General features: G+C 32.7%; 19 protein-coding genes. All 19 read left to right on the top strand.

The window, feature by feature from the left end; all coding sequences use genetic code 11:
* The first annotated feature begins 27 nt into the window (after positions 1-27).
* The gene (lpxD, locus tag AC6CH4_RS19700) at positions 28-1,071 is read left to right on the top strand and encodes a UDP-3-O-(3-hydroxymyristoyl)glucosamine N-acyltransferase (protein ID WP_498105978.1); all 1,044 of its coding nucleotides are present in this window, start codon (positions 28-30) and stop codon (positions 1,069-1,071) included.
* The gene (locus AC6CH4_RS19695; RefSeq protein WP_498105976.1) at positions 1,064-2,452 is read left to right on the top strand and encodes a bifunctional UDP-3-O-[3-hydroxymyristoyl] N-acetylglucosamine deacetylase/3-hydroxyacyl-ACP dehydratase; all 1,389 of its coding nucleotides are present in this window, start codon (positions 1,064-1,066) and stop codon (positions 2,450-2,452) included. The genes lpxD and AC6CH4_RS19695 overlap by 8 nt, the downstream gene beginning before the upstream one ends.
* A gap of 74 nt (positions 2,453-2,526) precedes the next feature.
* Complete coding sequence (gene lpxA / locus AC6CH4_RS19690; RefSeq protein ID WP_029270176.1) at positions 2,527-3,312, top strand: acyl-ACP--UDP-N-acetylglucosamine O-acyltransferase; 786 nt, start codon at positions 2,527-2,529, stop codon at positions 3,310-3,312.
* Positions 3,313-3,449: 137 nt separating this feature from the next.
* The gene (efp, locus tag AC6CH4_RS19685) at positions 3,450-4,016 is read left to right on the top strand and encodes an elongation factor P (protein WP_035624093.1); all 567 of its coding nucleotides are present in this window, start codon (positions 3,450-3,452) and stop codon (positions 4,014-4,016) included.
* Between the two features lie 136 nt (positions 4,017-4,152).
* On the top strand, positions 4,153-5,082 hold the full coding sequence (locus tag AC6CH4_RS19680; protein WP_498105974.1) for a UDP-3-O-(3-hydroxymyristoyl)glucosamine N-acyltransferase: 930 nt from the start codon (positions 4,153-4,155) through the stop codon (positions 5,080-5,082).
* A gap of 1 nt (position 5,083) precedes the next feature.
* Complete coding sequence (locus AC6CH4_RS19675; RefSeq protein WP_498105972.1) at positions 5,084-5,446, top strand: nuclear transport factor 2 family protein; 363 nt, start codon at positions 5,084-5,086, stop codon at positions 5,444-5,446.
* 84 nt (positions 5,447-5,530) lie between these two features.
* A complete protein-coding gene (sucD, locus tag AC6CH4_RS19670; RefSeq protein WP_007808093.1) occupies positions 5,531-6,403 on the top strand; it encodes a succinate--CoA ligase subunit alpha in 873 nt (290 codons plus the stop codon).
* A gap of 141 nt (positions 6,404-6,544) precedes the next feature.
* Entirely contained in the window at positions 6,545-6,973 is a 429-nt protein-coding gene (locus AC6CH4_RS19665) for a hypothetical protein (protein ID WP_498105970.1), read from the top strand.
* An 83-nt stretch (positions 6,974-7,056) separates the two neighbouring features.
* On the top strand, positions 7,057-7,575 hold the full coding sequence (locus tag AC6CH4_RS19660) for a helix-turn-helix domain-containing protein (protein WP_463459475.1): 519 nt from the start codon (positions 7,057-7,059) through the stop codon (positions 7,573-7,575).
* Entirely contained in the window at positions 7,521-8,408 is an 888-nt protein-coding gene (locus AC6CH4_RS19655) for an IS3 family transposase (protein ID WP_498106144.1), read from the top strand. The genes AC6CH4_RS19660 and AC6CH4_RS19655 overlap by 55 nt, the downstream gene beginning before the upstream one ends.
* A gap of 414 nt (positions 8,409-8,822) precedes the next feature.
* Positions 8,823-9,434, top strand: a complete 612-nt coding sequence (locus AC6CH4_RS19650) for an RNA polymerase sigma factor (RefSeq protein ID WP_498105968.1) — start codon at positions 8,823-8,825, stop codon at positions 9,432-9,434.
* Positions 9,435-9,523: 89 nt separating this feature from the next.
* Positions 9,524-10,636, top strand: a complete 1,113-nt coding sequence (locus tag AC6CH4_RS19645; RefSeq protein WP_498105966.1) for a FecR family protein — start codon at positions 9,524-9,526, stop codon at positions 10,634-10,636.
* Positions 10,637-10,883: 247 nt separating this feature from the next.
* Positions 10,884-14,612 (top strand): SusC/RagA family TonB-linked outer membrane protein, encoded by a 3,729-nt coding sequence (locus AC6CH4_RS19640; RefSeq protein ID WP_498105964.1) that lies wholly within the window; start codon positions 10,884-10,886, stop codon positions 14,610-14,612.
* A gap of 12 nt (positions 14,613-14,624) precedes the next feature.
* Complete coding sequence (locus AC6CH4_RS19635) at positions 14,625-16,100, top strand: RagB/SusD family nutrient uptake outer membrane protein (protein WP_498105962.1); 1,476 nt, start codon at positions 14,625-14,627, stop codon at positions 16,098-16,100.
* 19 nt (positions 16,101-16,119) lie between these two features.
* Positions 16,120-16,980, top strand: a complete 861-nt coding sequence (locus AC6CH4_RS19630) for a substrate import-associated zinc metallohydrolase lipoprotein (RefSeq protein WP_498105960.1) — start codon at positions 16,120-16,122, stop codon at positions 16,978-16,980.
* An 11-nt stretch (positions 16,981-16,991) separates the two neighbouring features.
* On the top strand, positions 16,992-18,344 hold the full coding sequence (locus AC6CH4_RS19625) for a DUF4302 domain-containing protein (protein WP_498105958.1): 1,353 nt from the start codon (positions 16,992-16,994) through the stop codon (positions 18,342-18,344).
* 72 nt (positions 18,345-18,416) lie between these two features.
* Positions 18,417-18,692 (top strand): hypothetical protein, encoded by a 276-nt coding sequence (locus AC6CH4_RS19620; RefSeq protein WP_498105956.1) that lies wholly within the window; start codon positions 18,417-18,419, stop codon positions 18,690-18,692.
* 208 nt (positions 18,693-18,900) lie between these two features.
* Complete coding sequence (gene fabG, locus AC6CH4_RS19615; RefSeq protein ID WP_498105954.1) at positions 18,901-19,647, top strand: 3-oxoacyl-[acyl-carrier-protein] reductase; 747 nt, start codon at positions 18,901-18,903, stop codon at positions 19,645-19,647.
* 144 nt (positions 19,648-19,791) lie between these two features.
* Complete coding sequence (locus AC6CH4_RS19610; protein ID WP_498105952.1) at positions 19,792-21,819, top strand: hypothetical protein; 2,028 nt, start codon at positions 19,792-19,794, stop codon at positions 21,817-21,819.
* The last annotated feature ends 73 nt before the right edge of the window (positions 21,820-21,892 follow it).

Genomic DNA, 21,892 nt, shown 5'->3' with positions numbered 1-21,892 from the left:
AAATCTATTTTTTATATTTTTGTCGCAATGAAATTTACAGCAGAACAAATAGCAGGAATTTTAGAAGGAGAAGTTGTTGGGAATCCCAATGCAGAAGTTTCTCGGCTATCTAAAATAGAAGAAGGCGAGGAAGGATCGCTTACTTTTTTGGCTAATCCCAAATATATCAACTACATATATACTACAAAAGCTTCAGTAACAATTGTAAATGACAGCTTTATACCAGAACAGGAAATTACTACAACCTTAATAAAAGTAGAAGATGCCTATGCGTCTTTTTCTAAACTTTTGCAGTTTTACAATCAGGTTAAATTGAATAAAAATGGAATAGAAACACAGTCTTTTATTTCTGAAGGAACTAAATATGGCGAAAATTTATATTTGGGAAGCTTTAGCTATATAGGACAAAATGTGGTTTTAGGTGATAATGTAAAAATTTATCCAAACAGTTTTATTGGTGATAATGTTGTTATTGGTGACAATGTGTATATTTTTGCCGGGGCTAAAATATATTCGGAAACGGTAATTGGAAACAATTGTACCATTCATTCCGGAACTATTATAGGTGCAGATGGTTTTGGTTTCGTACCAGATGAAGAAGGTGTATATAGTAAAGTGCCTCAAATAGGCAATGTAATTATAGAAGACAATGTAGATATTGGTGCCAATACTACAATTGACAGAGCTACTCTTGGTTCTACGATTATTAGAAAAGGAGTTAAATTAGACAATCAGATTCAGATTGCCCATAATGTAGAAATTGGTAAAAACACTGTAATTGCTGCTCAATCAGGCGTTGCGGGTTCTACAAAAATTGGAGAAAATTGTATGATTGGCGGGCAAGTTGGTATCGCAGGACACTTAGTTATAGGAAATAATGTTAGGCTTCAGGCTCAATCGGGAGTAGCAAGAAACATCAAAGATGATGAAATATTGCAAGGAACGCCTTCACTTGGATATACTGATTTTAATAAATCATATGTTCATTTCAAGAACTTTCCTAAAATTGTGGCCGAACTGGAAGAATTAAAAAAACAAATAATAAACCCAAAAAATGGAAATAATGGTTAAACAGAAGACCATCAAAAATGAAATTTCACTAACAGGCGTTGGATTACACACTGGAAAAGAAGTTACAATGACTTTTAAACCAGCTCCAATTAATAATGGTTTCACTTTTGTAAGAGTAGATTTGCAAGGTCAGCCAGTGATTGAAGCTGATGCCAATTATGTTGTTAATACACAAAGAGGTACAAATTTAGAAAAACTAGGGGTGAAAATTCAAACTCCGGAACACGTACTAGCTGCATTGGTTGGTTGTGATTTGGATAATGTTATCATAGAATTAAATGCTTCAGAACTTCCTATCATGGATGGTTCTTCAAAATATTTTGTTGAGGCGATAGAAAAAGCGGGTATTGAAGAACAAGACGCTAAACGTAACGTTTATGTAGTAAAAGAAGTGATTTCTTTTACAGATGAAGCTACAGGAAGTGAGATTCTGGTAATGCCAAGCGATGACTATCAAGTTACTGCAATGGTTGATTTTGGTACTAAAGTATTAGGTACACAAAATGCAACGATGAAAAGCATAGCCGATTTTAAAGATGAAATTGCTAATTCAAGAACTTTTAGTTTTTTACATGAATTAGAGTCTCTGTTAGAAAACGGACTAATTAAAGGAGGAGATTTAAACAATGCAATTGTATATGTAGATAAAGAAATCTCTGACTCTACAATGGAAAATTTAAAGAAAGCCTTTGGTAAAGATAAAATTTCTGTAAAACCAAATGGTGTTTTAGATAATCTTACTTTACATTACCCAAACGAAGCAGCTCGTCACAAATTATTAGATGTAGTAGGAGATTTAGCTTTAATTGGAGTAAGAATTCAAGGAAAAATTATAGCAAACAAACCAGGTCATTACGTAAATACCCAGTTTGCTAAAAAAATTGGGAAAATCATTAAAATTGAGCAGAGAAATCATGTGCCGGTTTATGATTTGAACAAAGAGCCTTTGATGGATATTCACAAAATTATGTCGATGTTGCCACACCGACCACCATTTTTGTTGATTGACAGGATTATAGAAATGTCTGACCGTCACGTTGTAGGTTTGAAAAATGTTACGATGAATGAAAATTTCTTTGTAGGACATTTTCCTGAAGCTCCGGTAATGCCGGGTGTTTTAATCGTTGAAGCTATGGCACAAACAGGAGGGATTTTAGTATTGAGTACAGTTCCGGATCCTGAAAACTATTTGACTTATTTTATGAAAATAGATAATGTTAAATTCAAACACAAAGTATTGCCAGGTGACACATTAATTTTCAAATGCGAATTGATTTCTCCTATCAGAAGAGGAATCTGTCACATGCAGGCAAATGCATATGCAAATGGTAAATTAGTTACCGAGGCAGAATTAATGGCTCAAATTGTAAAAAAACAATAATAATTTAATGAAAATTATTGTTTACGTTTGTTGCCCAAATTAGACTATTTTAATTTAAAATATAAAACATACAGATGAATCAACCATTAGCATATGTTCATCCTGGCGCTAAAATCGCTAAAAACGTTGTAATTGAGCCTTTTACAACAATTCACAATAATGTTGTTATTGGTGATGGCACCTGGATTGGTTCAAATGTAACCATCATGGAAGGCGCTCGAATTGGTAAAAATTGTAATATTTTTCCAGGGGCAGTTATTTCTGCGGTACCACAAGATTTAAAATTTGGAGGAGAAGATTCTTTGGCTATTATTGGAGACAATTGTACTATCAGAGAATGCGTAACTATAAATAGAGGTACAGTTGCTTCAGGTCAAACTATTCTTGGAAACAATTGTTTAGTTATGGCTTATGCGCACATTGCGCATGATTGCGAAATTGGAAACAATGCCATTATCGTAAACGGAGTTGCCCTGGCTGGTCACGTAGTGGTTGGAAACCATGCTGTAATTGGAGGTTTGGCAGCGATTCACCAATTTATTCATATTGGAGATCATGCTATGATTTCTGGTGGATCTTTGGTAAGAAAAGATGTTCCGCCTTATACAAAAGCGGCAAAAGAACCTTTATCTTATGTTGGAATCAATTCAGTTGGTTTAAGAAGAAGAGGATTTAGCACGGAAAAAATCAGAGAAATTCAGGAAATTTACAGAATTTTATACCAAAAAAATTATAATACAACTCAGGCTTTAAGTATTATTGAAGCCGAAATGGAAGCTACTCCTGAGAGAGATGAAATTTTAGATTTTATCAGAAATTCATCAAGAGGAATCATGAAAGGTTATTCAGGGAATTATTAATTTTAGAGTTTAGATATCTGATTTTAGATTTCTTACTTCATCATTAAAGCTCAAATAAATATAAAAAATAATAAAATGTAGATTAACGATTCTTTTTAGAATCTAAATCTGCATTCTAAAATCTAAAATTAAACAAAATGGCATCTACATCAGATATTAGAAACGGATTGTGTATTAAATTCAATCACGATATTTATAAAATCGTTGAATTTCTTCACGTAAAACCTGGAAAAGGACCTGCTTTCGTAAGAACAAAATTGAGAAGTTTAACTACAGGAAGAGTATTAGATAATACATTTTCTGCCGGACATAAAATTGATGATGTGCGTGTAGAGACGCATAATTACCAGTTTTTATATGCTGAAGGAGATGAGTTTCATTTTATGAATACAGAATCTTTCGAGCAAATTTCTTTGAATAAAAACATTTTGGATGCTCCAGGATTGTTAAAAGAAGGTACAAGTGTAATGGTTCAGGTAAATACTGAAACTGATTTGCCTTTATCAGTAGATATGCCATCTTCTGTAATTCTTGAAGTTACTTATGCTGAGCCAGGAGTAAAAGGAAATACCGCTACAAATGCTACAAAATCTGCGACGGTAGAAACTGGAGCAACTGTAAACGTTCCGTTATTCATCAACGAAGGTGATAAAATTAAAATTGATACTGCTTCAGGTTCTTACATGGAGCGTGTAAAAGAGTAATTTTTAATTGGATAATTTGTCAATGAGTCAATTAGAAAATTGATGCATAAGCAGAAATTGAATAATTTTTATTTTCTAATTGACACATTTTCTAATTGACACATTCTCTAATTGACAAATTTTCTAATTATAAAATATGAAATTTCCAAAGATTCATTCTTTACAAGAAATTGCAAATTTGCTTCAATGCAAATTTATTGGCGACCAGGATTTTCCAGTTTTAGGCATGAACGAAATACATGTTGTTGAGCCGGGAGATATTGTTTTTGTTGATCATCCTAAATATTATGATAAAGCTTTGCAATCTGCTGCGACCATTGTTTTAATTAATAAGGAAGTAGATTGCCCGGAAGGTAAAGCACTTTTAATTTCTGATGATCCTTTCAGAGATTTCAATACACTAACCAAACACTTTAAACCTTTTCAAGCGACCAGTGTGGCAATAGCCGTTTCTGCAGTTATTGGAGAAGGAACTGTAATTCAGCCTAATTCTTTTGTTGGAAATAATGTTACAATTGGTAAAAATTGTATAATACATTCAAATGTTTCTATTTACGATCATACTGTAATTGGTGACAATGTTATTATTCATGCCGGAACTATTTTAGGAGCTGATGCTTTTTATTATAAAAAACGTCCGGATGGTTTCGATCAGTTAATTTCAGGAGGCAGAGTTGTTATTGAAGATAATGTTGGAATTGGTGCACTTTGCACTATCGACAAAGGTGTTACCGGAGATACAACAATTAAAGAAGGAACAAAAATTGACAATCAGGTTCATGTTGGGCATGATACTGTTATAGGAAAAAAATGTTTAATAGCATCGCAAACTGGTATTGCTGGTTGTGTTATTATTGAAGACGAAGTAACGATTTGGGGGCAGGTTGGTACAACCAGTGGAATAACAATAGGAGCGAAGGCTGTTATTATGGGACAAACCGGCGTTACTAAATCTGTTGAAGGTGGAAAATCTTATTTTGGTACACCAATTGAAGAATCACGAGAAAAGTTAAAACAATTAGCCAATATCAAAAAGATTCCTGAAATTCTAAATAAATTGAAGTAATATGTCTATAAAAGAGTTTGTACAGAAATTTTATAAGTCGGATGCCTTAATTGATAGCGAAATCATGAAAACTTATTTACATCCTGATGTAAAGTTAGATTGGAATAGCACCAAAGGATTAATTGAGATGGATTATGAATCTATGCTAGGAATGGCTACTGAATTAAGTCGTGCATATGTACGTTCGAAAGTCAGAATTAGTCATATTATTGCAGAAGATGACTTGGTTTCAATACGTTATTCTCATTTTGTGAAAACGATTGAAAACCCAAGAGAAGAGATGTTATTAGCCCATTTTTCTACAATTTGGCAAATTAAGGATGATAAATTATACCGTGGTTATCAAATGAGTCAATTTTCTTAATTTTTTTGAAGGCAAAAAGATTAAAATACATTACAAAACCTTACTTTTGCATCACAATTTTAAAAACTACATAAAATATATATCATGAGTGTTTTAGTTAATAAAGATTCCAAAATAATTGTTCAAGGATTTACAGGAAGCGAAGGAACTTTCCACGCTTCTCAAATGATTGAGTACGGTACTAATGTTGTTGGTGGTGTTACTCCGGGTAAAGGAGGAACTAGCCATTTAGATCGTCCGGTTTTTAACACAGTAAAAGATGCTGTTGATCAAGCTGGAGCTGATACATCTATCATTTTTGTACCGCCAGCTTTTGCTGCTGATGCAATTATGGAAGCTGCTGATGCTGGAATTAAAGTAATTATTGCTATTACAGAAGGAATTCCTGTAGCAGATATGATTAAAGCAAATAATTATGTTAAAGAAAGAAATTCTAGATTAATAGGACCAAACTGTCCAGGTGTTATTACTCCTGGAGAAGCTAAAGTTGGTATTATGCCAGGTTTCGTTTTCAAAAAAGGTACTGTTGGTATCGTTTCTAAATCAGGAACTTTAACTTACGAAGCTGCTGATCAGGTTGTAAAACAAGGTTTAGGAATTACTACAGCTATCGGAATTGGTGGAGATCCAATTATTGGAACTACAACTAAAGAAGCTGTTGAATTGTTAATGAACGATCCTGAAACTGAAATTATCATTATGATTGGTGAAATCGGTGGTCAATTAGAAGCTGATGCTGCAAAATGGGTAAGAGCTGATGGTAACCGTAAGCCAGTTGTTGGTTTTATCGCTGGAGAAACTGCTCCTGCTGGTAGAACAATGGGTCACGCAGGTGCTATTGTTGGTGGTTCTGACGATACAGCTGCTGCTAAAAAACAAATTATGAGAGACAACGGAATTCACGTTGTTGATTCACCAGCTGAAATTGGTAAAAAAGTAAAAGAAGTACTTGGATAATCACCAGTATTCAAAATAAAAAATTCCAAAAAAAAGTCTCAATATTGTGTTGAGACTTTTTTACATTTTTAAAATGTGTGGAATATAATTAAACTTAGCAACTCAGATTCTAAGAATTTTAGTAGCTTAAAAATAAGAAAGATGAGCAAAGAATTAAAAAAGTTTAAAGTAAGCAACAGTTTTACTTTTACGATTGAAGATAGTTTAGAACAAGTTTGTAATGCTCCTGAAGGAGGTGCAGGAATTTTTGTTGTATATGCTATTGAAGGTGACGCAAAAGAGTTAATAATGGTTGGTTCTACAGGAACTGTTCAGAATGATGGAACTCTAAAAAGTAAAAATGGTGGTTTATATGATAAAATCGTAAACGGTCATCAATTTGCTAAAACAGGAAGAAAATACTCTTGGCCAGCACAAATGAAATTGGAGAACATTGATGCTTTAGAAGTGGTTTGGTACGAGACTTATAATGCTGATGCAAAAGCGATTCCAACTGCAGTTGAAGGTCAGGTTTTGCAGAATTTCTTAGATGAAAATGCAAAATTGCCTAGATGGAATGTAGCTTTCTAAAAAGTTATTTAAATAAAAATTATCAAAAGCCTTGCTAAATTGAACATGCCCCAAAAAGTTAGACACTATTTGGGGCATTTTTTATGGAAAGAAAAGTAAAGTATGACTATGCATTTAAGTTAGAATGTGTAGAATTGGTTTTAAAGAAGCATTATTCAGATGGGTATGTTTCAAAATTAAAACAGACTGCAAGATGGAATATTCGTAAGTGGGTCAGTTTTTATAAGGCATATGGTAAAATTGGTTTATTGCCACGAATGAATCAAAGCTATTCAGCCGAATTTAAACTAAAAGTACTCAATAGCATACAAAAAGAATCTCTTTCCTTGATGCAGGCTGGCATAAGATTTAATATTCCCAATATGTCCATAATTTTAAAATGGAAAAAAGATTTTGCTAACTTTGGGCTAGCAGCATTACAACCAAAACAAAGAGGCAGACCCATATCGATGAGTGATAATAAAGGCAAAAAACGTAAATCAGACAAACTCCTTACAAGAGAGCAAGAACTGCTGAAAGAAAACGAAAGACTTCGCTGTGAGAATGAATTGCTAAAAAAGCTTCAAGCCTTAATTCAAGCCAGGAAAAATCCAAAGCCATAAACGAATTAAGGCATAAATTTGGTTTGGAATTACTTCTGGACCTAGCAAATATGGCGCGCAGCAGTTTTTATTATCATCAAAAACAAAGTAAATCACCTGATAAATATAAAGAAACTAAAGAACTGATTAAAGCCATTTATCAAAAGCATAAAGGACGCTATGGCTATAGAAGGATAACCGATGAACTGCAAAACAGAGGGGTGCTTATCAATCATAAAACAGTTCTCCGATTAATGAATCTATTAGGGCTGAAAAGTGTTATTAGAGTAAAAAAATATAAATCTTACAAAGGTGAAAATGGTAAAATAGCTCCAAATATACTGGAACGAAATTTTAGGGCACAAGCCCCAAATCAAAAATGGGCAACCGATATAACAGAGTTCAACGTAGGGGGAAACAAATTATATTTATCACCAATAATTGACTTGTTTAATCAAGAAATAATCAGCTATGAAGTTACGGAGAGACCAGTGTTCAATCAAGTGGTTATAATGCTGAGAAAAGCCTTTAGAAAAATACCAAACAATACAAATTTAATACTTCATTCTGACCAAGGCTGGCAATACCAAATGAAACATTACCAACATTTATTAGAACAAAAAGGAATCAAACAAAGTATGTCAAGAAAAGGAAACTGTTTGGATAATGCAATTATTGAAAACTTCTTTGGAATATTAAAATCTGAAATGTTTTATACTCAAAAATTCAAATCAATAGAACAATTAAAAAAAGAAATTAATAGATATATAATCTATTACAATAACGAAAGAATTAAATCAAATTTAAATAAAATGAGCCCGATAAAATATCGAGCTCATTATTATCAAACTTAATTATAAATTTGTCTAAACTTTTGGGTGCAGTCTAAATATTAAGTAAGGCTTTTTTTTTATGAAATATATTTTTAATTCTCATTTACGTTGTTTACTGACTACAATAATAACATTCGATTAAATTAATTTTTAAAAATCAGACATACTAAAAAAACGGTTAATATAAATTGCAGTAAAATCTTATAAAGCCTAAAGATATGTTAAGAAAAATATAATTTTAACATTTGGCTGAAAGCCGCGCAGAATCTAATAAAAAGACAGTTTCTTACATTAAGAAACTGTTTTTTTTATGTGAAAAAATTGGCTTTTGAATAGAAGCTTTTATATATTTAGCAAACAAAATGAAAGGATAATGTTAAATAAATGCATTCCTTAAGTAAAAAGTCTATTAAGCACGTCACCCCAAATTAGAAGATGAAGAATGCGATTTTAAAATTCAATAGTGTTGATGATTCAATGCTTTGGAATAATTTAAGAGAAGGTGATGAAAAATCATTTTCGATGCTGTTTGAAAGATATTATACCGACTTAGTGCGTTATGGCAATTCACTTTCTCCCTATAAAGAAAAAGTACAGGACTGTATTCAGGATGTATTTACAGATATTTGGGTGTATCGAAATACACTTCAAAGTTCGGTAGTTGTTAAGGCATATCTATTATCCAGTGTACGTAAAAGAATTGCTCGTTTGTATGAAAGAGATCATATTTTTCGTAAAACAACCAGTACAGATTCTATTGCATTCCTTTTAGAGTTTTCAGTTGATTATGAACTTATTGACGATGATTATGCAACAAAAGAAAAAGTCATTCATTTAAATAATTTATTGAACGACTTACCAGCACGACAAAAAGAAGCACTATATCTTCGTTACCATCAAGGTTTAACTGTAGAGCAAATTGCAGAGATGCTGGATGTTAATTATCAATCGGCCAGTAATTTGCTACATCGTGGTTTACTTAGCCTTCGCAAGGAATGGAAAGGGAGTTTTACCCTATTTCTTATTCTATTTTCAAGTAGTTTTTAATTTTATTTCAAAAAAAATAAAAAAAATCACAATTTGGTGAGTATATAATAAGAGTACTGTCCTCTATGTTTTTGTAACCTTATTTTTAGATGCAAAAACGTAACACATATACCCAAATTGAAGATTTTTTGTCTGACGAATCTTTCCAGTCATGGATTTTATTTAAAATTGATGAAAATGGTTGGGAAGAATGGACTTTAGAAAGTCGCCAACGCGCTAAGTTGGTTCAGGATGCAAGACTTTTATTGTTAGCAATGAAAGTTCCGGAATCTGATTTGTCTTCCTCAGATATCCATAACGCATTACAAGCGGTATGGCGCAAAATTGAAGAGAAAGAAAATCAAAGTAATTCTGAAGAGAGTTCAAAAACATTTTTTTTAAGAAAATATTCTCTTGCAGGAATTGCTGCAAGCTTACTCCTCTGTTTAATGTCAATTTGGTTTTATAATAATCATTTTAAGCCAGACAATATTGTTACCTACAAAGAGTTAATCGATGAAAATAGCGAAGGGCTAGTTGAGCAAACTAATAATTCCAGTAAACCGCAAATCATCACTTTATCTGACGGTAGTTCGGTTTTATTACAACCCAATAGTAAATTAAGTTACCCTAAAATCTTTACCGGAAACGAAAGAAAGGTTTATTTATCCGGCGAAGGTTTCTTTGAAATTAGTAAAAATCCAAAAAAACCTTTTTACGTTTATGCAAACGAGATCGTTACCAAGGTAGTTGGAACTAGTTTTAGAATAAAAGCTTATTCTGATCAGCCTGATGTTGAAGTTCTTGTTCGCACCGGTAAAGTTAAGGTTAAATCAAATGATCTGGTAGCTAAATCAGATCAGCAGGAAGTGATACTGCTTCCTAATCAGGCACTTCGATTTTTAAGAAGTGATTTGAAATTCAATAAAATAACAAATATTACCCAAGATGAGACTTTAGTCAAAAGCGTTGGTAATATTGAGCAGCTAAGCTTTGAATTTACGGATATTCCGGTCTCGCAAATTTTTGAAACAATAGAACAAGCTTATTTGGTTGACATAGATTATCCGGAAAATAAACTGAAAGATTGTCATCTTACCACTTCGCTCAGTGATCAGCCTTTGACGGAAAAACTAAAAATTGTCTGTAAAAGCATTGGAACGAATACCAGTTTTGAAATGAATGGAAACCAAATCACTATTACATCAGAAGGTTGTAATTAGTTTAATCTGTATAACTGTAATTATATAGAAGAAGCTCAGTAACTTAATTAAAAACCAAAATAAAACTAAAAATTAACCAAACTTAAAATTACAGTCATTGCCTATGTAAAAACCAAATGCATAAAAAAAGTGCCGAAATGCTGTAACATTATCGACACTTATAAAATTGAATTTCTCTCTGTAAAGAGCAATTCAGTACGTTTCTTAAAATACACGCGAATAGTATTAATCAAAACAAACCAAAATTATGAAAAAACCAGTTGTTAAACAACGATTACTCCATCGAATCATGAAAATAACGCTATTTCAGTTTGTCCTAGCACTTGTGTTTTCAAGTGTTACAATGGCAAACAGTGTAAATGGACAAAGAAAATTAGATACAAAAGTTACTATTACCGTTGCAAATTTAACTTTAGACAATGCATTATCTAAATTAGAAAAATCTGCACGAGTAAAATTTTCGTATAATTCCCGATTGCCTCAGCTTAATCAAAAAGTGACTATAGAGGCTAATCAGGAAGTTTTGTCAAGTGTACTTAACAGAATTTTAAAACCATTTAATATTACTTTTTCAGAAGTAAGCAACCAGATTATTTTACAAAAGAATAATGTAATGGATCCATTTTCAAATATAGAAAACACTCCTTCTTTATTTGAAATATTGGCACCAGGTCCTATTATCAAAGGAAAAGTTACTGACCCTAGCGGAGTACCTTTACCTGGAGCAACAGTATTAGTAAAAGGAACTAAGGTTGCAGTTTTAACAGATTTTGATGGAAATTTTTCTATCGAAATGCCTGCTAATAGTACTGCATTAGTTATTTCTTATGTTGGAATGGAAACTAAAGAGATTGGTATAGAAAATACTTCTCCAACAATTATTTTAAATGAAGCTGGTCAAAATCTTAAGGAGGTTATAGTAACAACGGGTTATGAAAAAACTTCAAAAAGAACTTTTACAGGTGCGATTAGTAAAATTTCAGGAGCTGAGTTAAAGGTAGATGGAGTTGTAGATGTCAGCAGAATGATCGAAGGAAAAGCGGCTGGGGTTACGGTACAAAACGTTACAGGAACTTTTGGTACTGCTCCTAAAATTACAGTTCGTGGATCATCTTCTATTTTTGGAGACACAAAACCTTTATGGGTGATTGATGGTGTTGTACAGGAGGATATAATTAATGTTTCATTTGCAGATTTAGCTTCAGGTAACTCAGAAACTTTATTGAGTTCGTCTGTGGCAGGTTTAAACGCTAATGATATTCAAAACATTGAGATTTTGAAAGATGCTTCTGCAACCTCTATTTATGGATCAAGATCTTTGAACGGGGTTGTAGTAATTACAACAAAACAAGGCCGTAGAGATGCGCCTTTGAAAGTGACTTACGGATTAGAACAAACTATCAGAGCAGTTCCAAACTATAGCCAATATGATATTTTAAATTCTCAGGAATCTATGAGTATTTTTAAGGAAATGGAAGCTAAAGGCTATCTTGATTTGCCATCAACTGTAAATGGAAGATACGGTGGTGCATATAACATCTTAGGAAGAGCAATAAATACATATAACCCTGAAACAGGAACCTATTTAGTGAATAACGATCCTGTTAGCCGTAATAACTTCTTAAGAAAATACGAATTGGCAAATACAGACTGGTTTAGTGTATTATTTAGACCTTCTATCACGCAAAATCACTCTTTGAGTTTTTCTGGTGGTGGAAAAAACAATACATTCTATGCTTCTTTAGGATATTATACTGATCCGGGATGGACTCTTGCTGACGATGTAAAACAATTATCATCAAATATTAAAGGGACATTTTATGTAAATGACAGATTAAATCTTACGCTTTCGACTTTGGCTTCGGTTCGTGATCAGGGTGCTCCAGGAAGTTATGAAAGTGAAAAAGATGTTGTTTTTGGTAAAGTAACTCGTGATTTTGATATCAATCCGTTCAACTATGTATTAAATACAAGCAGAACTTTAAGACCATATGATGAAAATCGAAATTTAGAATATTACAGAAATAACTGGGCTAAAATGAATATTATCAATGAATTGGAAAACAACTTCATGGAAATCCAGGTTAAAGATATTCGTTTTCAATTAGATTTAGATTATAAAATCAATCCGCATTTAAATTACAATCTTACTGGTTCTGCCCGTTATGCCAATACAAGCCGTGAGCATAAAATTATGGAGAACTCAAACGTTGTGGGAGCTTACAAAGCTGGTACTCCAGAAGGTGAAGATGGAGTTAATACATTAGTGAGAGATCAGAATATATTTTTATATCAGGATCCTAATGATTTAACTGCACCAAAAGTTTCTGTATTACCAAATGGTGGTTTTTTAAGAAAATTCACTAATGATATGACTTCTTATAACTTAAGAAACAGTATTAGCTACAGAAATACTTTAAATGACAAACATGAACTAGAAGGTTTATTTGGAACTGAGTTAAGAGTTGTGGACAGAAGCAGTGATAATTTTACAGCTGCAGGTTTACAATACGACAGAGGTCTTACTGCCTTTACTGATCCAAGATTAATTGAAAAAATCATCAATGGAGGAGATTCATACTATGGATTTAATGAAGAAAAAGAGAGAACAGTAGGTTTCTTCGGAAAAGTAGGTTATACTTATGATCGTCGTTATACTGCTTCGGTTACAGGTCGTTATGACGGATCGAACAGACAAGGAAATAGCGATTCTTCAAGATGGTTGCCAACTTATACTTTTAGTGGTAAATGGAATGTGGCCGAAGAAAAATTCATGAAAGATATTGAATCTGTAAATACCTTAGCATTAAGAGCTTCTTACGGACTTACTGCAACTGCAGGCCCGGCAACAAACTCGTTAGCAATTTATAAAAGTTATATAACAGATCGTTTTAATCTTGATGATAGAGAGTCAGGAATTAATATTGACCAATTACAAAATAGTGACTTAACCTGGGAAAAACAATTTGAGACCAATATAGGAGTTGATCTTGGAATGTTTAACAACAGAATACAATTTACTTCAGATATTTATAGTCGTAAAGCTTTTGATTTGGTGGATTATGTGATTACTTCAGGAATTGGAGGTCAAAGAATCAGACAAGGAAATAATGCCGATATGGAAACTAAAGGTCTTGAGATTGGATTTACAACGAAAAACTTTGATAATCGCGATTTCAAATGGTCAACAACGCTTAATTTTTCTGTTTATTCACAAAAAATTACAAAGCTTGAAAACACACCAACAGCATTTGATTTAGTAGATGCAAATGGAGGAAATACAATTGGACATCCAAGAAACTCACTATATTCTTATCAGTTTACAGGTTTGAATAATCAGGGTTTACCAACTTTTATTTTACAAGACGGAGCTGACAATAATATTACAGAAGCTAATTTTCAGGACAATTTAGATGTAACTAAATATTTGAAATATGAAGGGTCAATCGAACCAAATAAATCTATAGGTTTAGCAAATACATTTACTTATAAAAATTGGTCTCTATATGTATTCTTCGTAGGATCAGGAGGTAACAAAGTACGTTTAAATCCTATTTATGATAGTACTTATGATGATTTAACTGTATTTACAAAAGATTTTACAAATCGTTGGATTAATCCCGGAGATGAGAACTTTACAAATGTACCTGTTATTGCAGATAAACGTTTGAATTCTAATTATGGTGGAGAACGTACATTAGCAAGAGCTTATAACACTTATAACTATTCTGATGCACGTATTGCTGATGGAGATTTTGTCAGACTTAAAAATATTTCTCTAAGCTGGGAATTTCCAAATGATTTCAAGAGAAAACTTGGACTAAGCACATTTACTTTAAAAGGTTCTGCGGTTAACCCTTGGTTAATTTATTCAGACAAAAGATTAAATGGTCAGGATCCTGAGTTCCGTAATGCCGGGGGTGTTGCTATGCCAGTTACATCTCAATACACTTTTACTTTAAACATTTCATTATAATAGTCCAAAAACATGAAAAAATTAAAAATAACTTTATCGCTATTAATACTTATAAGTATTACTGGTTGTGATGATTTCTTGTCTGAGAAGCCAGATAATAGAACCGAAATAGATACTCCTGATAAGATTTCTGAATTATTGGTTGGAGCTTATCCTCAAATGAGTTATTTCGATATTGCAGAAACAATGTCTGATAATGTTTTTGATAGTGGTATGCCAGAGACATTAATTAAAAATGAGCAAAACTATAACTGGGAGCTTCAAACAGAAACTGCTGATATAGATACGCAAGCTTATTATTGGGATGCTTGTTATCAGGCCATTGCGCATGCAAACAAAGCTTTGGAAGCTATAGATCAATTAGGAAATACAGCTGATTTAAATCCTCAAAAAGGAGAAGCACTTATAGCAAGAGCTTATGCTCATTTTATGTTGGTTTCATTCTGGTCGCAACGTTACAATCCGGCAACGGCAAGTACTGATTTAGGAATTCCATATGTTACCAAACCGGAAACAGAATTAATAACTAAATACAAGAGAAATACAGTAGCCGAAGTTTTCGAATTTATCGAAAAAGATATTCAGGAAGGGTTAAAGTATGTTACCAATGATTATAAAGAACCTAAATTTCATTTTACTAAAAATGCTGCAAAAGCTTTTGCCAGCCGTTTTTATTTAGTAAAAGGAGATTGGGATAAAGTAATTGCTTTATCAGATGATTTAGGGAACAGACCTGTTGGTAAATTAAGAGACTTTGCATCTTACGATGTTATGGCTATCGATGATCAGAGATTAAGTTATGCAAGCAGTGCGGCTGAAACAAACTTATTGGTAGTTTCTGCAAATACGATCGTAAGCAGATCGTACTACTCAAATAGATTTTATCTTTCAGGAGCACGTTATCCGGAAATATTCGGTACAGCAACAAGCCTTTTTGCAAAACCATGGTATTATAACTTTTACTCATCAAACAGTAGTATAACAGTGTTTCTTCCTAAGTTTTACGAATATTTTAAATATTCAAACGTAACAGCTGGAATTGGAGATCCATACGTTGCTGAAGTTTTGTTAAGTAATGATGAATTTTTCTTAAATAGAATTGAAGCTCATGTAATGAAAGGACAGATACAAGTAGCAAATGATGAATTGGAATACTTTTTATCAACAAGAACAGTTGGTTATGTAGCTACAGATAAGGTAACACAAGCTAAAGTAGTCGCAAAATATCCTGTAATAGCAGACGAGTACACACCTTTTTACACTATGACTCCGGTGCAAACGTCTTACGTAAAGGCAATTGCGGAAACCAGACGCAGAGATTTTGTACATGAAGGTATGAGATGGTTTGATGTTAAACGTTTCAATATTGTAGTTAGACATGAAACGACTAATAAGCCTGTGAACATTTTGGTAAAAGATGATAAACGCAGACCCTTACAGATCCCGCTTCATGCAACGAATACAGGTGTTGAGCTAAATCCTAGATAATCTTTAAAAGCAAATTCTTATGAAACTAATAAAATATAGTAAAATAGCACTTTTGGTTATGGTTTCAACGACTATAATTTCTTGCGCAAACGATGAACGTCCGGGAGATAGTCAGTTAGATTATACACAACCTACTAAGACAGCATTAGATAATTGGATTACAACTACTTATTTAAATCCATACAATATCAATGTTCAGTACAAATGGAATCAAAATACGGTAGATAACAGTCGTTATTTATTCCCCCCAACAATTGATAAAGTAAAGCCTGCTCTTGAAATTGTTCAGACAATATGGCTTAAAAGTTACTCACAAATTGGAGGGGCAGATTTTGTAAAGAAAATTGCACCAAGAGAAATTGTTTTAATTGGAGGTGTAAACTTGAATAGTGTTGGAACAAGAACTTTAGGTTTAGCAGAAGGAGGACAACGAGTTACCTTATTTGAAACAGATTATATAGATCAGTCTGATCGTGATAATGTCTCAGAATTTATTCATACAATTCAGCACGAGTATATTCATATTTTAAATCAGCATAAACCTTTTGATGAAAAATCATGGGCGGCTATAACTCCTGGTGGTTATACTTCAGATTGGTATAATTATGATATTCCGGAATCAAACGAAATTGGATTTATTACAAGTTATGCTAGATCAAATATCAATGAAGATTTTGCAGAAACAGCTTCGATGATCTTAATCTATTCAAAAGCAGAATATGCTGCGTTTTTAGATGGTATTGATGATCCTGACGCTTTAGCAGCCTTACAAGCAAAAGAGGCACTTGTAGTAAAATATTTTAAGGAAGCTTATGACATGGATTTCTACGCATTAAGAGATGCTGCTGAAATAAACACAAATGCTGTAATAACAAATTAAAAAAAGGTATTATGAAAATTAAAAACATATATAAGTTCTTATTTGCTGCCTTTTTGGCTTTGCAATTAAGCTCCTGCGACAATAATACAGAAGCAGATCCAAAATTTGATAAAACACCAACCGAGCGTTTAAATGCTCAGAAAACAGAATTGAGTGATGCTTTGCTTTCTTCTGAATTTGGTTGGAAAGCCGTTTATTTTACTGATAATACAGTTCTGGGAGGTTATACACATTTATTTAGATTTGCAGCTGATGGTACAGTTCAGATGGCTTCTGATTTTGATGATGATACAGCTGTTTATAAAAGTGAATACCAGGTACAGCTTGGAAGTACAGTAAGTTTGACTTTTACAACAAAAAATAGAATTCATCTTTTATCTGAATCAGATAATTATCCAATAGCTGCATTAAGAGCAAAGGGATATTTAGGAGATTTCCAGTTTTTGTATTACGGACAAGAAAACGGGCAGATTATTTTTAAAGCTAACAGAAATGGTACCGAGATACGTTTTGTAAAAGCAACTGCACAAGACTGGACTGATTTGCCAAAAAACATTGACATGATTGACAATGTAATTGGCGATGATACTCGTCCGCTATTTAGGTTATTAGAAACCAATGACGGAACAGCAAAACACCAATTTGATTTCTCATTTTCAGATGTAACTCGCTATGCAGAAGCAAATTCCATAGAAACTGGTTATTCTGTAAGTTATAACATGGGAGTTGGTTACACGCCAACCGGAATTGTAGTAAGCCCGGCTGTCGAAGTTGCCGGACAAAAATTAACCAATTTTGTATACAATGATGTTGATGGAAGTTTTACTGCCACAGGAACGAATGGGGTTACTGCTATAATTAAATATAGCAACAAACCATTGATCTTAACTGATGATTATAAGGTGATGCTTCAGGCTCCTCAAACAGGTTTTGCTTATATTCATGCAAATTTAGCTACTGCACCAAGTAATTCGTCACTTTTTAATTCATTAATTGCTGAAATTCACGCAAGTTTACCTTCAACTCAAAAAGTAAATAGAATTCAGTTTACTTTTAATGACGCAGCTGGTGAAAGTTACATTTCATATACATTTACAGGTGGTAAAACTACTATTTATCACAACTTTACAGTACAGCAAGATGCTGTTAATAAGAAATTAATACTTGTTCCGGGGACATGGCAGGCTAATACAGGAGCAGTTATTGCACAACCTGCATTACTTAAAAAAGTAGACACTGAACTTATGAATCCTAGTGGATTATATATTAAAAAAGAAGCTTTCAAAATCGCTTTTACAAATAATATTTACACATTTACAAGTTCAACAAGTAATTTTAGAATGACCACATACGCTTTTCAGTAAACAGTTTTAGTTTTTATTTTATTTTGAATTAAGCAGCTCATCGCTGAGCTGCTTTTTTAACATATAAAACATATGACAAATAAATATACCGCACCAATAAATATTGCTTTCTTTTTATGGGGTTTACTGCTTCTTGTTATATCAGGATTCTATCCAAATTATACAAGATATTATTTGTACTTATCTATAATAGTAATCATTCCATTCACTGTCATTAAGATGATAAAACATAGAAAGGAAGACAAACTCAATAATACAACAGAGTTTCAATCGTCAATTTACAGAATGCTGATTATGGCTGTTTTGCTAATTGTTTTCTTTTTCATAACCAGAGAAAACAATATGTAAGAATTTAGTTTTAATTTTTATTTTGAAGAGAAAGCAGCTCAATTTTGAGTTGCTTTTTTGATTTTGGACAGTCTATCAAAGTATTTATATTTTGCAATGTTGAAAGGTTATTGCGATTGTTATTTTTTTAAAAAGGGAATTATCATATATTTGGCAAGTCATTCATAGCAGGAATAGCTACAAATAAATATTAAAATTAATTTTGAATATGAAATTACTAGAAGGAAAAGTTGCCATTATTACGGGCGCTAGTCGTGGAATTGGAAGAGGAATTGCTGAAGTTTTTGCTAAACATGGAGCAAATGTTGCTTTTACATACAGCTCATCTGTAGCGTCTGCAGAGGCTTTAGAAGCTGAATTGAATGCTTTAGGAGTTAAAGCAAAAGGATACCAATCAAATGCTGCCGATTTTAATGAAGCGCAAACTTTTGTTGATGCTGTTTTAGCTGATTTCGGAACGGTTGATATCTTAATTAACAACGCCGGAATTACAAAAGATAATTTATTGATGCGTATGTCAGAAGCTGATTTTGATCAGGTTATTGATGTAAACCTAAAGTCAGTATTTAATATGACTAAAGCGATTCAAAAAACTTTCTTAAAACAACGTGCTGGTTCTATTATTAATATTAGCTCTGTAGTTGGTGTTTCGGGAAATGCCGGTCAAACAAATTATGCAGCGTCTAAAGCTGGTGCTATTGGGTTTACAAAATCTGTTGCTTTGGAGTTGGGTTCTCGTAATATTCGTTGTAACGCAATCGCTCCTGGTTTTATCGAAACAGAAATGACTGCAAAATTACCTGAAGATGTAGTAAAAGGATGGAGAGACGGAATTCCGTTGAAACGTGGAGGAACTACTGAGGATGTTGCAAACGCATGTCTTTTCTTAGCTTCAGATATGAGTGCTTACGTTACAGGACAAGTTCTTAATGTTTGTGGAGGAATGTTAACCTAAGATACTAAGGTTCTAAGTTGCTAAGATTCTAAGGTTTTAGTAATCAGTTTTTATCTTACTTTAGATGAAACTGAAACCGAATAGTCTCAAATGATGACTTTCAAAATCTGAATACTGTAAACTGATACTGAATACTAAATAAATATGACTACAAATACGATTCTATTATTATTGCTTTCATTAGTAATAGCGGGTGGTTTGTCGTATTTTCAATATTATTTTAAAGCCAAAAACAAATCCAATGTGATTGTGTTTTTGGCTTTTTTACGTTTTCTGGCTATTTTCGGATTATTGGTTTTATTAATAAATCCGATTGTTTCTAAAAATTCGCTTGAAATAACAAAAACACCACTGGCTATTGCAGTTGATAATTCGAGTTCTATTGTTGCTTTAAAATCAGATAAAAAAGTCGCCGAATTATATCAAAAACTAATTTCAAATCCGGCACTACAGGAGAAATTCGATATTCAGTCTTATCAATTTGATGCCGATTTTAAGTCCTCAGATAAATTTGATTTCAAAGGAAAACAAACCAATCTTGATGAAGTTGCCAGGAATTTAAAAAGCATCAATAAAAACCTGATTTTCCCGACGGTTGTAATTACTGACGGAAATCAAACTACAGGAAACGATTATGTATATCGATTTGATCCTGTTAATAAAGTCTATCCTTTAGTTGTGGGAGATACAACCACGTTTTTTGATTTAAAAATCAATCAGCTTAACGTAAACAAATACGCTTTTCATAAAAATAAATTTCCTGTTGAAGTATTTCTACAATATGCGGGAGATAAAGCTATAAATGCCGACTTTACAATTTCGCAAGGAAATTCAGTTATTGCAAAAGAAAAGGTTTCTTTTTCACCTTCTAGAAAAACGGCCACTATAAATTTACTTTTGCCTGCTGATAAAGTGGGTTTGCAAATTTTTAAAGCAAGTATTTCTTCAAAAGAAAAAGAGAAAAACAGTTATAATAATATAAAGAACTTTGCAGTTGAAGTGATTGATCAAAAATCAACAATTGCAATTGTTTCGTCTATAAATCATCCTGATATAGCGTCGTTAAAACGTTCAATAGAAGTTAATGCGCAACGTAAAGTGATATTGGTTAAGCCGAATGATATTAATCAATTACAAGATGCTTCTGTTCTCGTTTTGTATCAGCCAACAGCAGTTTTTAAAGCAATATTCGATAATAACAAATTAGCCGGAAGAAATACTTTTATCATTACCGGTAACAATACCGATTTCAATTTTCTTAACCAGCAGCAAAACAATTTGGTTTTTAAAATGAGCGGACAAAGAGAAGATTATTTATCCGAATTTCAATCGCAATTCAATCTGTTTGCCATTGAGGATTTTGGTTTTGAAAATTTCCCGCCTTTGCAAAATCTATTCGGTACAATTTCAACAAATGGAAATGTATCGGTTTTGCTTTCTTCAAAAATCAGAAATGTCGCTACAAATGCGCCTTTATTGGCTTTCGCCGACAATCAAGGAAAAAGAACAGCATTTTTATTAGGAGAAAATAGCTGGAAATGGCGTTTGCAAAGTCATATCGACAATCAGTCATTTGAGAAATACGATGTTTTTATAGACAAGATTATTCAATATTTGGCCTCAACGAATTCGAAAAAATCATTAGTTGTAACACATGAAAGTTTTTACAATTCAGGAGAAGCTATTGTAATCAATGCGCAATATTTCAACAAAAATTACGAGTTTGACGAAAAAGCGAGACTTACTATCACAGTTACAAACGCGGAAACGAAGCAAAGCAAAAACTATGATTTATTAAAAGGGAATAATTCTTTCTCAGTAAACCTGGACGGTTTAACAGCCGGGAAATATAATTTCTCTGTAAAAGAACTAAACTCAAATACATCTTATTCAAGTCATTTTGAAATTCTGGATTTTGATATCGAAAAACAATTTGTAAATCCTGATGTTTTAAAATTGAAACAATTAGCATTGCAAACTAATGGAAAAGCTTTCTTCGAAAATCAGGCAGATGATTTAATTAATACATTGTTAGAAAACAAAGAGTATAAATCGATAGAGAAAAATATTTCGACAAAAACACCGTTAATTGATTGGGTTTGGTTATTGATTTTAATTGGAGCTTTATTGACGACCGAATGGTTTGTGAGAAAGTATAACGGATTGTTGTAATTTTGGTTTATTTTCCTCAGTGAAACTTTGCGAAAGCTCTGTGAATCTCTGTAAAATAATTATAACACAAAGA

The sequence above is a fragment of the Flavobacterium sp. GQ95 genome (assembly GCF_059758655.1).
Note: the sequence above shows the minus strand (reverse complement) of the source record. Positions and strands in the feature narration are given on the sequence as shown.